Below are 13,201 nucleotides of genomic sequence, written 5' to 3'. Positions count from 1 at the left end.
CGCAACTGTGGTTGAGTAAAAGATAAGGAATAGCATCATGTCAGAGGTAACAACAGTCAATGCCCAGGTGACCAGCACCTTAGAAACGTTGAAAAACACCACTCTGAGTGGCGATATCATCAAACTTTCAGGAGCGGGCAAAGCCTATCAGTCCGTGTCTCAGTCATCGGCCATCGCAGTGCAAGATGCCACCGACAACCTTCGCAACGTCAATACCATGGCAACTACAGCTATGGGGGTGGCCATGTCACAAATGCTCGCAACTGGAGAAGTGGATAAATACAAAAGCATTATTGACGCAGCCAATAGCATGGTAAGTAATAGTACCAACAACTTCACAGCAATTGGTAACGGTGCCAGCCAGTTACTCGGTCAGTTTCCAACCGGTGAATAGCTAACTGGCACGCTCCACCAGCGACAAACGTAAAGAGGCAGATATGAGCATTACAATAAACCAGGTTGATATTCAGTCGATAGCGCAATTACCCGATAACATTAAGACCTTATTCCAATCAATACCACAAGCGGAAACCTGGTTAGAAACCATGCGCAACAACCCAGAGTATGCATTTAGCTTTAGCTCTGCGGAGGAGTTTATTGAACAGTTGAATATAGGTCTACGCAACTCATCGTTACTGTACTTACCTAAGGTAAATGTCGTCGCTGATATAAAAAAATTACTGGAGCTGAGTAGCAATGACTTACGTGATCTATTCAATTTGGAAAATCAAAGCGCTGACTCGCCAAACGCTGCAGCCTCAAGAGCAAGTATCTTGGCCAGCAATCACCTTATCGACAATCAAGCGTTTGATAAAATAACCCAGTTTTACAAGAAGCATAATCTCACAACACATCCACTGACTTGGAGTGCAGCCTTTCACGAACAGATCACCCTGTATGAAACCATTGTCTACAGTGAGCAGGCTTTTTCACAAAACAATAAACAAGCCTCTGAAGCTTGTGAATGGGCGTTGGCAAAAGCACAAAACTTAGCAGAATTTGGCCGTTATTACCTAATATATCTTAGTTGGGCTCATGAATTTCAAGGTAAGCGTACTGCCAAAAATTTAAGCTTAGACCGCATTATTGAGACGTTAACGTCGACAGTTTTGGATAACTTAGAGTGCCCAGTGGTGACCTTTGAGTTGGATCAAATCAACTTACACCGTGCCATTGAACAGTGGTGTGACTCAGATAAACAGACCTTAGGCTTTACCGATCTATCCTCAGGATTACTGAATATTACCCTCAATATCGACTTGAACAATGAAAGTGATGTGCGTGAACAAGCACATGGCTATATAAAACAACTACAAAAACAACTTGCTACCAACTTGGCTGCTGACAGCTATGTCAATCAGGCGGGGTTGTGTCGTTACTACCGCTTTGACCTACCCAATAACACAGTACAACTCAATCTCGATGCCAATGGCTGCCTCTGCGTTTATAGCGACAAACCCAATATATCCAAAATCGGCAGCAGTGCACTGGTAAAAAGGAGTTAAGCGATGACCACAACAGACAATGCGAGTCCAAACACGCCCACCTCTATGGGGCAACTTGCTCAAGCTGCTATGCCTGCGGGCACACAACAGATGATAGCGAACATCGACACGATTCTTGCCTCAGCAAAGCAAGTCATCGACCAATCAATCATGCAATCTGAAGCGTTAATTGCCAAATCACAACATCAATTGGACGCTGATGTCAGTGCAAACCCTGCACCGGCTAACGAAGCAACACCTAGCGCTCCGCCGGCGTCGACACCAACGGCAACTGACACACCTGAACAAGAGGCATTGCTTAAGGAGCAGCAGCAATACCAACAAACTATGTTGGCACAGCAGCAAAAAACTCAACAAGCGGCACAAGAAGCACAGCAAGCACTTGCAAATAACAGCGCAAAAATGAGTCAGAACTTACTGGCGCAACAACAGGCCTATGAGAGCAACCTCAACCAATATGCAACCAAGCAACTTGAGCAGCTAACGCCAGATGTTGCTAAGGTGGAAACATGATTGCCATCGGTTTTTCTACCACTAAACAAACCCCTGACATTGACGTCAAGCAGGCTGCAGCCTTAAAGCAAATGCAGGCACTGCAAGCTCGACTCACCGAAGGGCCCAAATACCATACACTAACGCAAGCCGACCGGCAGCGGCTGATAAAAGAAGGCTACGCTGCCGATCTTGTTGATAATTTGGTCTTTATCACTCAACGTAATGCCGCCAACTTATCAGGGGCAAAGGACCAGCTAATCACAGGTTTCACCTATGCCGCATTTGATCCGGCGCTATATGAAACCGATGAGATAAGTTTACACTTACAACAGATAAATCAAGGCTGCTGTTGTTATTGTGAAAGCTATCTCAGTGCGACAGAGAGTGGCAAAATCAGCCACTTTAGACCAGTACAACTGCTGGATGAAACCGGTATAAGCCCATGTGATATCGTCAATCAGTGTTCGCCTTATTACCACTTAGCCTATCAGCAAGATAATTTAGTCTATTGTTGCCCTGCCTGTGATGAGCAATACAAAGCGGGTCAGTTTCCAATCGTCGGTAAACGTTTCCCAGAAATCGAACTAGAGCACGAACAAGGGTTATTGATTGACCCCTACTATGACGACCCAAGACAGTATGTCCGCTTTAACCCCCAAAACGGGCAAGCCTTCGCCTATGACTTAGTACAATTGTTTTATCAGCATACACAATCACTCGATAAAGATGACATTGCCGAGCTACTGTGGCGCCAACCCAGTGCGATTCCTCTGCAATGCAATGCGGCAGGGCAATCCATTTCACAACAAGAACTAAACCAGCAATTTCAAAGCTGGCTCAACCAATATCTCAATAGCGGCGGTGTCAGTAAAGGTCATATCACCATTACAACCTTGGGACTTAATCGCGCTTCACTGGTGTTAGCACGGTTGGCTTCACTCAATCAGCTCAAACTCTCAGCCTCAGTGGCAGATAGTAGCAAACTCAATGATATAGCTATGGATCATAGTCATGCCTATCGCAGTCTCGCAATCGATGCATTGCATACCTGGCACTATCAACAAACAGATGAAAGCAGCGCAGAAACGTTACCCCCACCGGCAACCGGCCCCGCCACCAACACAGCCATAGCTAACAGACCACGGGCATTTAAGTTTCCGCAGTGGTTTAGGGCGAGTTTGCGCTATTTTGTTACGGAGTCAGAGCTAGATAAAACCCAGCAACGCCAGTTGGTTTGTCTGTCGAGCAAGGATCGAGTGTATGGTCAACAACCTAAGGAAAAATGCATTTTCTTGCCAATAGACTGGGAAAAAGATGCTAGCAATATCATTAAAGTCCGCTCCCACAGAAACATCTGGGAAAGCTCTTTTTCAGAGCTAGCGCGCTCGCGGCCGCTTGAGCTCATCAACCTGTTTACTCACAACGAAGTCTGGGTCGAAGGTGCATTCGACGCATTGACGACCCAATAATTGCCTCAACTAAACCAAAGGACATTAACCATGAACCGAGATCAAAGACTAGAGCAAGCATCAGAGGAAAAAGTCATTGCTGAAGAAGCGGCAGCCACCAAAGCCGTCGTCGATGCTGATATTGACACCGCAGAAGAATCCACAGGCTACTATACCACTTCACCGGAGCAAGCTGAGAAAATTGCCCGTGATGCGGTGATTGCTGCCGATCAAGCGGTAGCACAACAAATTAGCGGTGGTGGTTCAATGCTAACCCCAGAGGAAGCAGAGCGCCTAGCCACTCAGGCGGTGGTTGATACTGAGTGATATTTATCCCCTTTGTCCACCAGCAACGTCATTCAGCGCTTTATGACTCGTGATGCATAAAGCGCTTTATCTACAAGTTCATCTCATCAATAACCACTCACCTAAGTTTTACCAACTCAATCCCAACATCTACCAAGTTGCGCTGATTTACCAAATCTATATTAGTCATTAGTACCAAATACCCAACAACATAAGGATAGAGCCATGAACTATGCTGCTAGCCAGTATCAATACCGCTATTGGACCGATATGTGTAACCAATATTGGAATAACTTTCGCCACTTAAGCTGCCCACAATTATTACAAGGTGCAACCGCCTGTGAATATATGGCTCAGTGGCGTGAATATCACGCAAACCAATTTTTCGGTGGTCCCGATGCCGTTCATCAAGGCTACATAAATAACGCACGCTACCGCAGTAACGCACTTTTAGCGGCGTTTAGACATGAATGTGGTCATTAACCCTAAAATGGAAAATGGAGGTAAATTACTATGGCAAATAATCCCGATCAATATGGCGGCGTCAACAAACAAATTGATGTATCAGCAAACCGTCCAAGTTTTAAAGCTGCAACGACCCAAGCAGTCCCTTGTGCCGATCAGCAAAAGTCTCTATGCCACATTTTAAGTTGGGGAAGCATGGTGGCGGGCTACAAAGCCAGTATAAATAATCAAGATCGGCAAACTTGTGTCAGCAATCTACAAAAGTTATATCGAGCGACAGGCCTTATTCCGAACAATCATGCAATCACTGCTGCCTGCCAAAATGCTAATCGAGATGACGCCCAATATACTGCAGATGATCGCAGTGTATTGACTGAACTTTATAACTCTGTACCCAACCTTTATTGCGGTTGGCAAAATACCAATGCTTCTATCCAACAAGGGTTAGACGTGCCTTGTAATGAGCAAAGCTATCACGCAAATAATGGCAACCCCTACATCGAGATCAGTGGACAGGCACTCAATGCAGTCAGGCACTACAATACGATTGAAGCAAACCCTACTAGCCCCATTTTTTGGTACGCCATTAACCGAGGGTGTAATCAAGGAAACTGCAATAACAGGCGTATTCAAAGCAGTGACTGCGAGGGCGATTTGGTTAATACCGTCAACCCAATCAACGTCCCCATTAAAGGACAGATCAACCAACAACTACAGCAGCTGAATTAATCTTGACCATAACCAGATTTAAACTTTATATGGCACAGCAATAAAGGTAACCCGAAAATATGCCAAGCAATAATGTTAGCATCAGCTCAGCTCAGACCATGGCAGCGGCCAACAAAGCCGCTAGCGCAGGTAAAGCTTATCAGGCTGTTGCCCAATCTGCCGGTATTACCATTCAAGATGCCACTGACTCACTGCGCAATGTCCAAACCATGAGTAACACAGCGCGCGGGGCGGCCTTGGGGCAGCTGCTTGCTACTGAAGATGTGGCAACCTTTACCGCGGTAACCACCGCCATCGCAACCATGGAAACCGCCTGCATTGCCAACTATACGGCTATTGGAGCCGCTGCCAGTGGCGTTTTAGCAGGCTTCCCTTCAAGCTAGCATTAGCATTTTTATTGATAAGGAGATCAAATGGCTGACTACATTATCGGAGGCTGGAGCCAAGATATAGACTACCAAGCCGACCCACAGCTCGACATCATTATGTTCGGCATGGTCACCAACCTAACCGGCCTCACCACAGGCACAGTAGCCCAGCCAGGCTGGAGCCCAACCAAGGACAATGCGCCCAGAAACAGCAAAGCCAAGGTGTTGTGGACCTATGGTGGCGCGGGCGCTGCGCCGAACAATATGCCTGACTCAGAACAAGACATCACGCAGATTGTACAGTGCACAAAAAATCACTATTGGGATGGCGTCGATTTTGATGATGAAAGCCAAATGAATATTGCAATGGTAATCGACACCATGCAGCAACTAACGCCAAAACAAAGCAGCTACACGTTTAGCGCAGGTTGGGATTATAACAACCCTAACAGCTCCACTTTAGGTGCGGCCACTAATCAGGCTGTGAAAAATATCGCTGCAGCCAATTGCACCAACCGTTTTATCTTGATGTGTTACGGCGCACAGATGTGGAGCATGCAAGATATTGAGCAAAATGTACGCCCAGCAATTGAACGTACGTTAGCCAATGGCGTCGCTAGAAAACACATTATTTTAGCGCTCACGCCAGCAGGATTAACCGACGACAACTTAGATTACTTTTTGAACACGGTGAAACACTATGATATTGGCGGATTGTTTATCTGGGAAGTAGATAAACTGCCGGAAAAAGCCCTCGCGTACATATCGGCATCACTCACATCAACCGCTCCAAAATCTGCCTTACCCTGTTAACCCTAAAGCCCATCTTTGATGGGCGCGATACCACAGCCGAATCACACCAACGCCGCTAAAATCTTTAGTAGCAAATATGCGCAACAAATCGCTAAGGAATCGTAGGTTTTACCAAGTAGATGGTTAACTATTCCAAGTTGGTAAAAGTCACGCTAGTTATAGTTATTCTATCAAGAGCTAGCGCTTTTGATCTGAACATGGAGCCGCACGACGACAGTTAAGTAATACCACAATGTTGATCAAGCTAGCTCTATTCAAGCACTTACAGCATTTAATAGAGGAACATCTTACATGGAAGATTTTAATTTAAGAGCACAAACTGAAGTGGCGACCCGCCACGCAAAAGGCTTTGTGTCTAGCGCAGTGGTTAATCCTATTCTCGCCGACCAATACCAAACAGAAGACTACAGTTTTTGTCTTAGAGAAATAGGCATTTCTTCTAAAGACAGCAAAGAACCCCAACACTTTTTAACCAATTTAGAAGCCTATAGCATTATGTTAGCAGCTGATGAAGGCGGTAGTGGATTATCGCTAATGCCGCTATATAAAATACCACAAACCAAACCTATTAAAGCGACTAGCATTGTCGATGAAGCAAATGCCAACGGCAAAATTATCGTCGCAGAGCTCAACCATGTTGGACTACCTTTAGGGATCACGGTGTGGATAGATATAGAGAGTATTAATGCCTTAAGTGCTCAGCCAGATGATAAGAGCTTTACCGCAGAACAAACTAAGCAGTATCTAAAAGCGTTATGCGATTACGTCCTCGATGCAGGCTATTCCGTAGGTTATTACTATGGCAATACATCAGGTTGTAGCTGTCCATCTGAAGCACCGACATCAGGTAACAATGTTCTACAGTCAATTAGTTGCGCCAATGGGCTAGGTGAAAGTCAGTTCCATAGCATCTCAATTGGAGAAAATAACGATTCCTGCAAAATCCGCTGGGCGTATTATCAATAACCCCCCTATCGTGGCGCAGACATCACACGGTCTTGTACTGTGTGATGGCTTTGTTTCTAACCTACATGGCTATGCCATGCACCACAAAAATGCATAAAAGCCCCTAAGTTGTACCATTTCGATTGCGTTGTTTTGCCAATCTTTATTGTGTATTTAATTTCTATAATTTGCGTTGAAAGTCACCCGTTTGAACAACAGGGCTTTTAACTCATTCACAATCGAAAGAATAAGGAAATTTACAATGGCATTCCCTACAGCAGTCAACGATCAAATCACCGATTCCGTCACCCAAGCTAATGTAAAGGTACTTGGCGATGCGCCAGCACTCTCTATGGGTAACTTGTTCCAAGCGACTTCTCAAGCACTCGGTAATGCTGCCCACAATGCGACTTCGGCGCAGCAACAGATGGCAGTAACCGCACAAGCGGCAACCACAATGGGCGTTACTACCCTGTATTCCATCGACACCGCCAGTACTGGCATGGCGACCAAAACCATTCTAGGGGCCTAGTTTCTAGCAGCTTAATCTCTAGCGGCCCAAAACAGGCTGTCATTATTATGCTAAACATCAAAAAATGCCTGAACACTCGTGTTCAGGCATTACTTTTTCCCCTTTAGATTGACTAAATAAGTTACGAAAAAACGCCAATCAGTCACCTAAGTTAATCCAATTCTTAGCGCAAATAGCTGGCTATATTGATGGCTTCAAGCCACTAACCAAAAGGCAAACAAGGTGAACAATATAAACCCCAAGGCCAATTTCCAACTTGGTCAGCTTTACCATCAAAGCCAAGGCAACCCAGAAATTGTAGTGGCAATTATTGATGGCGCCATTGATGGGCAGCATGCCGATTTTTCCCAAACCAATCTCAAGATGCTAGACGACTCCCAAACAGTAACCTGTGACTCGGCCGATGCTCCTTCATGCCAACACGGCACCTTTATTACCGGTATCTTAGCCGCTAACCGAGACTCGCAAGCACCCGGAATCTGCCCGCAATGTACCTTCCTAGCCCGGCCAATATTTTGTCAAGCCGATGACCTAGCAAGCTGCCCGCCGGTCACACAACTGCAGCTTGCCGATGCGGTCAATCAGTGTATTGATGCTGGTGCAGATATTATCAATATGAGTGTCGGCTTGAGTGGCCAACCCGAGCCCTTATCCGCCGAGCTAAAGCAAGCCTACGACAAAGCAAAACAAAATGACGTGCTACTTGTCGGTGCCAGCGGTAATCAATTCAGCGAAGAGGTGAATAGCATCTTCGCCCACCCTTGGGTTATTGCGGTAAGTGCTGTCGATGCTCAAGGACAAATACTGCCTAGCGCCAATACGGGCCAATGGGTAGCTGAACATGGTTTGCTCGCACCAGGGGAGCAAATCACCAGTACCGCTGCGGGCGGTGGCTATAAACAAATGACTGGGACCAGCGCTGCTGCACCTTTTGTTACCGGCGCAGCAGCCCTGTTGTGGAGCCTAAACCCAAATGTAACATCACAAACTATCTACGACGCTTTAATGCATCATGGCCCTAAGCAGCAAGCTAACATCCCAAGCGCACTAGATGGCGAGGCGAGCTTAGGACAACTTAGCCGTGACTTACCCGCCAACCCTCGAGAACCGCAAATGATGACAACAACACCAATCAACACACCATCTGCATCAAGCCAAGCGAATAAGGCCGGTGATGGCAGCATAGAAGTGCAGCAAATAGACATGCAGCAAGCAAATATACAATCACTCAGCCCGCAATCTTGTGGCTGCCAACAAGCAAACGGCGCCTGTAGTTGCCAAACCGATCAACCCTCGCCCCCACCACTGGCCTATGCTGTTGGTATCTTAACCGTGACTTTTCCCAATCAAGGGGTTCAACAAGCTTTTGACAGCGCCGCACAACAGTTAAAAGTCAGCGAGCTAGATTACTATCAAGTGTTTAGTCACCAAGACAGTCAAACAAGGCAATATCCTTATTTATACCTTGCGACTCAAGCACAGTGGCAACTGAGCATTGATGGCGCTAACCACTATTTAGTGATGCCTCGCTCATTAGTTGAATTACAACAATGTATCGAAGCCTTAAAACCGCAGCCAAATACCTTGCAACCCGTTTACTCTACTGTCATAGGCTATATCGGCCCTAACGACAGCCAGAACTCGCTGCCCACTTTAATGTGTGAACAGCTCTTCAGCCAAACCATGGATGAGCTGCACAACATGTTAAAGAGCTATACTGGCGCCAGTTCTGATGCCATTCAAGATGTTATCCGCCAATTGGAGCTCAACCCTAACGCCGGAGACAATGACTTTGCCCGCGCAAAAAACTATTTGGCGTTTCGTTATCCCGATGTTTACCAACATACCCACCAGCTAAAAAACAAGAACAGCTCAAATAATGGCGATGCAAACCAATATTTCCTAGCCGATGTAAATTGTAATTACGCTGACATCGAATCAGATCAAACCCTTGTTGATGTGGTTTTCACTTTTCAGGCAAACGATAGTGACCAACAAAAACACTACTATTGTTGTGTCGATGTTTCCGGTTGCTTTCCTTTTATCAGTAGCGCGATTCAACCTTTTATTCCCTACACCTTAGTGTCTTGAATCCACATACGTTATCCGTATAAAAAGGAGTTTAATTATGACAACGACTACACAATCTAATCCCACGGGCACGAGGGATGTCACAGCTAGCATCACACCGCAAAACTGCGGCGGTGGTGAGCAAACTTTTGTATTTGCTATCGGTCAATTCCGCCCCTACTTCGCTACGCTCGATCTGCAACATGAATTTAATGCTGCATCGCAAACAATAAAGGCAACCAAGGGTGATTACTACGCGGTGTTCTCTCACACGATAAGTGCACCAGGGGAGAGTCAGCTTAGCGTCCACCCCTATGCCTATTTAGCTGAGCAAGCTTGCTGGGTGTTTACTATCAATGATGTCGACAGCTACTTAATGGTTCCCAGCTCTGAAATTGTGCTAAATGCCTTTATTTCAGCTCTTAACCCCTCACTCGCCCCCTCAGCCGTTACGCTGTGTGGCATGTTAGGCCCCAAAGCGCCTGCTAGTTATTGTGGCAATCTCAATCTTCCTTTAGTGATGACAAGCAACTTACTAACGCTCGACCAACAACAGTCCGAGCTGTTACCAATCAAAGCCAACAGTGGCATTAGCGATGCTGATCGCGCGGTCAATTTTCTGATGACTCAACTACCCAGCTTAAGCCAACAGCAAAGTCTTAATCTAACCAGCTTACAAAGCTTGAGTTTTCAGTTCAGCACTGCCGTTGATAACAGAACTGTTGTTGAAGTCATCTTAGGGTTTAACCAAAACGGCATAAATAATTTTTATGCCTGTGGCATCGACGTGAGCGATCAAAACCCTTTCCTTACTTTCCCGCTACGCACATTTGTGCCAGCCAATTAACTGAGGTGATCTGATGAAAAGTCTATCAATACAAGCCGGCACAATCACAGGGAACGGTTTCCAACAGCAGCAGCTCCCATGGCATGGCTTAACAAAGTCCACTATTAAACCGGCCAACAACGAAGAACCAAACAACTGGATTTATGTGGTGGGTAAAATCAATGCGCTATTTCCATCGCTAAGTTTGGAGCAGGAGTTTTTGCAAGCGAGCCAAATAGCTGGAACACCACCTCCAGCTAACAGCATGGCCAGCGATCAAGTCGAACTCGAACAAATCAACAGCCAACCACAACAGTCAAAGTGGCTATATAACGGCCTCAGCCAACCGCAAAACTTATACATTGCCAGAGAGATGAATTGGGTGCTAGAAAATACCGACAACAATCATCTATTCAGTCTATTACCGACTTCCAACCAGTGCTTATTACAGTTGATCTCCGCTTTGAGTCCAGACACCGGTAATATTATTCTTGTTGGCCAACGCTTAGCTGACGGACGTGTTGCGGTCAGTAATATCACCGCAACCAACACCCCGGCTTTGCAACAAGTTGCCCAACAGGAACAAAGCAAAAGCACATCCTTTACCCAAGTGGTCAATGAACTGTTATCACTTAACGCTAACAACGGTGAATCCAATGCGGAACGAGCGATTAATTTCACCTTATACAATAACGATAAAATTTATACAGAAACCTATGGGTTTTGCTATCAACCCAACACATCGGGAGCCAACCCAAGTGGGTACCAGCTGGTGAACGTCCAAGTCAAAACCCAAACCAGTGGCGATAGGCTCATCGCTAAGGTGATATTTCACTATCAAGGCATTAATACTGGCGCCAGCCAAAGCTGGTATTGCGCTGTCGATGTCACAGGCGAATACCCATTTATCACCGTGCCTTGGAAACAGTATCTATGCCACTAACAGGCCAAAGTGAGCAATATACCTTAAAGCTCTGTACCAATAACTTATGGGCAAGCGCAAACCACAACGGCCACCCAAGGCTCAAACACTGTTATGCGCAGATCCTCGACCAACATGGCAAGCTAGTGCAGAGTTTATCTTATGGTTTATCGGGTGTGGGGGCGGAAAAACAGTTACAGACCGCATCCACCCAATGCCAAACGTTAAGTTCGACACTATCAAGCCAGCAAGTCACCCAGTTTGTGGAAAGCTTTGCCAAGCAAGGCGAAAAATCCTATCAATGGGGCAAGCAAGATTGCTGCTCAATAGTCAACCACGCGGTAACACAAAGCTTAAATCAGCCTGTGTCTAAGGGCGTTGCCATCGCTCAACAACGACTGCAACGCTCAAGAAATTTATCCATAACAGTAAACAATAAATATTGAATTTAAATTATTGATTACCCTTTATGAACAATATTAAGCAGATTGCCCGACCGCAACACCCGACGCCCATGCCCACTGAAAGTTAAAGCCACCAAGCCAGCCGCTAACATCCATCACTTCACCAGCAAAATACAAACCCGGCACCTTTTTGCTTTGCATATCTTTAGATGACAGCTCATCGGTATCAACACCACCTAAGGTGACTTCAGCGGTGCGGTAACCCTCTGTGCCGTTCATTAATAGCTGCCATTGATGCAAATCGGCAATAATTTGATCGCGCTGAGCATGGACAAGTTGATTGAGCGCCATGTTAAGCAAAGCTTCATCAAACAAGACTTCAATGAGCCGCTTAGGTAGCCATTGACTTAGGGTGTTACGCAAACTTTGCTTAGGATGCTGAGTGGTCATATGCTGCAGTGACTCTGCCACATCCATATGCGGCAGCAGATTAATACTGATAGTTTCACCGGCACGCCAATAATTGGAGATTTGCAGAATAGCCGGGCCTGATAGGCCGCGGTGGGTAAACAGCAGGGCTTCACTAAACTCAGTGCCATCTTTAGCAGTGATAGTACTGGGCACAGCGATGCCTGACAGCGGCTCAAAGCGCGCCTTTTGCTCACTATGCCAGGTAAAGGGTACCAAGCCTGCATGAGTCGGCAGCAAGGTTAACCCAAACTGCTCGGCAACTTTATAACCAAAGGGCGTAGCCCCGAGTTTAGGCATAGAAAGGCCACCAGTTGCAATCACTAATGAGTCACAGCTGTATTGGCCTTTACTGCTGTTAATGATAAATGCACCACTGTCTTGGCGGGCAATGTCAATAATCTCTGTACGTAGCTGCACCTGAGCACCAGCCCACTCACACTCGGTTAGCAGCATTGCCACAATTTCTTTTGCCGAGTCATTGCAAAACAGTTGCCCATGGTCACGTTCATGGTATTCAATTCCATGACGCTCAACGAGCTCTATAAAATCACTGGAACGATAACGTGCTAAAGCCGATTTTACGAAGTGTGGATTACGACAGATGAAATTACTTGGTTCAACTTTTTGATTAGTGAAATTACAGCGACCACCACCGCTGATAAGAATTTTCTTACCCGCTTGTTTAGCATGATCTAGCACCAATACGTCACGTCCACGATAACCTGCTGTCGCTGCGCACATGAGTCCGGCCGCGCCGGCACCAATAATAATGACGTTATGATGTTTCACTTAAACAACCTCTTGCATGGATTCGCTGCATACACTTTTTGTCGGTGCGTCGCTGTGACGGCAGACAATAAAAAAGGGCGCTATTTTAGCACCCTTTAAAGCTTTATGGCATA

16 protein-coding genes are annotated in these 13,201 nt (G+C 46.0%); 15 read left to right on the top strand and 1 reads right to left on the bottom strand.

Annotation, left to right across the window (positions count from 1 at the left end; all coding sequences use genetic code 11):
• The first annotated feature begins 37 nt into the window (after positions 1–37).
• The 15 genes from FLM48_RS00345 to FLM48_RS00275 all read left to right on the top strand — a co-directional run bounded on the left by FLM48_RS00345 (position 38) and on the right by FLM48_RS00275 (position 11,870).
• The gene (locus FLM48_RS00345) at positions 38–394 is read left to right on the top strand and encodes a hypothetical protein (RefSeq protein ID WP_179022759.1); all 357 of its coding nucleotides are present in this window, start codon (positions 38–40) and stop codon (positions 392–394) included.
• Positions 395–437: 43 nt separating this feature from the next.
• A complete protein-coding gene (locus tag FLM48_RS00340) occupies positions 438–1,505 on the top strand; it encodes a hypothetical protein (RefSeq protein WP_179022758.1) in 1,068 nt (355 codons plus the stop codon).
• A gap of 3 nt (positions 1,506–1,508) precedes the next feature.
• The gene (locus tag FLM48_RS00335; protein WP_179022756.1) at positions 1,509–2,018 is read left to right on the top strand and encodes a hypothetical protein; all 510 of its coding nucleotides are present in this window, start codon (positions 1,509–1,511) and stop codon (positions 2,016–2,018) included.
• Positions 2,015–3,469: a hypothetical protein gene (locus FLM48_RS00330; protein ID WP_179022754.1), complete on the top strand. Its 1,455-nt coding sequence runs from the start codon at positions 2,015–2,017 to the stop codon at positions 3,467–3,469. Before FLM48_RS00335 ends, FLM48_RS00330 begins: the two co-directional genes overlap by 4 nt.
• A 30-nt stretch (positions 3,470–3,499) precedes the next feature.
• A complete protein-coding gene (locus FLM48_RS00325) occupies positions 3,500–3,775 on the top strand; it encodes a hypothetical protein (protein ID WP_179022752.1) in 276 nt (91 codons plus the stop codon).
• 204 nt (positions 3,776–3,979) lie between these two features.
• Positions 3,980–4,237, top strand: a complete 258-nt coding sequence (locus FLM48_RS00320) for a hypothetical protein (RefSeq protein ID WP_179022751.1) — start codon at positions 3,980–3,982, stop codon at positions 4,235–4,237.
• Between the two features lie 30 nt (positions 4,238–4,267).
• Entirely contained in the window at positions 4,268–4,948 is a 681-nt protein-coding gene (locus FLM48_RS00315; protein ID WP_179022749.1) for a hypothetical protein, read from the top strand.
• Between the two features lie 59 nt (positions 4,949–5,007).
• Positions 5,008–5,331 (top strand): hypothetical protein, encoded by a 324-nt coding sequence (locus FLM48_RS00310; protein WP_179022747.1) that lies wholly within the window; start codon positions 5,008–5,010, stop codon positions 5,329–5,331.
• A 30-nt stretch (positions 5,332–5,361) separates the two neighbouring features.
• Positions 5,362–6,129, top strand: a complete 768-nt coding sequence (locus tag FLM48_RS00305) for a hypothetical protein (RefSeq protein WP_179022745.1) — start codon at positions 5,362–5,364, stop codon at positions 6,127–6,129.
• Positions 6,130–6,420: 291 nt separating this feature from the next.
• Complete coding sequence (locus FLM48_RS00300; protein ID WP_179022743.1) at positions 6,421–7,095, top strand: glycoside hydrolase domain-containing protein; 675 nt, start codon at positions 6,421–6,423, stop codon at positions 7,093–7,095.
• Positions 7,096–7,336: 241 nt separating this feature from the next.
• Positions 7,337–7,606 carry a RebB family R body protein gene (locus FLM48_RS00295; RefSeq protein WP_028773772.1) on the top strand — a complete coding sequence of 90 codons (270 nt, stop codon included), beginning with the start codon at positions 7,337–7,339 and terminating at the stop codon, positions 7,604–7,606.
• A gap of 222 nt (positions 7,607–7,828) precedes the next feature.
• The gene (locus tag FLM48_RS00290; RefSeq protein WP_179022741.1) at positions 7,829–9,697 is read left to right on the top strand and encodes a S8 family serine peptidase; all 1,869 of its coding nucleotides are present in this window, start codon (positions 7,829–7,831) and stop codon (positions 9,695–9,697) included.
• Between the two features lie 37 nt (positions 9,698–9,734).
• Positions 9,735–10,523: a hypothetical protein gene (locus tag FLM48_RS00285; protein ID WP_179022739.1), complete on the top strand. Its 789-nt coding sequence runs from the start codon at positions 9,735–9,737 to the stop codon at positions 10,521–10,523.
• A gap of 13 nt (positions 10,524–10,536) precedes the next feature.
• Positions 10,537–11,445, top strand: a complete 909-nt coding sequence (locus FLM48_RS00280; RefSeq protein ID WP_179022737.1) for a hypothetical protein — start codon at positions 10,537–10,539, stop codon at positions 11,443–11,445.
• Positions 11,436–11,870, top strand: coding sequence for a hypothetical protein (locus tag FLM48_RS00275; protein ID WP_179022735.1), 435 nt, complete (start codon positions 11,436–11,438; stop codon positions 11,868–11,870). Before FLM48_RS00280 ends, FLM48_RS00275 begins: the two co-directional genes overlap by 10 nt.
• A 33-nt stretch (positions 11,871–11,903) precedes the next feature.
• On the opposite strand, the gene FLM48_RS00270 is transcribed toward FLM48_RS00275, so the two are convergent.
• A complete protein-coding gene (locus tag FLM48_RS00270; RefSeq protein WP_179022733.1) occupies positions 11,904–13,088 on the bottom strand; it encodes an NAD(P)/FAD-dependent oxidoreductase in 1,185 nt (394 codons plus the stop codon).
• Between the last annotated feature and the right edge of the window lie 113 nt (positions 13,089–13,201).

The organism is Shewanella sp. Scap07 (genome assembly GCF_013394145.1).
Classification (GTDB): Bacteria; Pseudomonadota; Gammaproteobacteria; order Enterobacterales; family Shewanellaceae; genus Shewanella; species Shewanella waksmanii.
The sequence above is the reverse complement of the archived record's forward strand: the minus strand, read 5'-3'. Positions and strand labels throughout refer to the sequence as shown.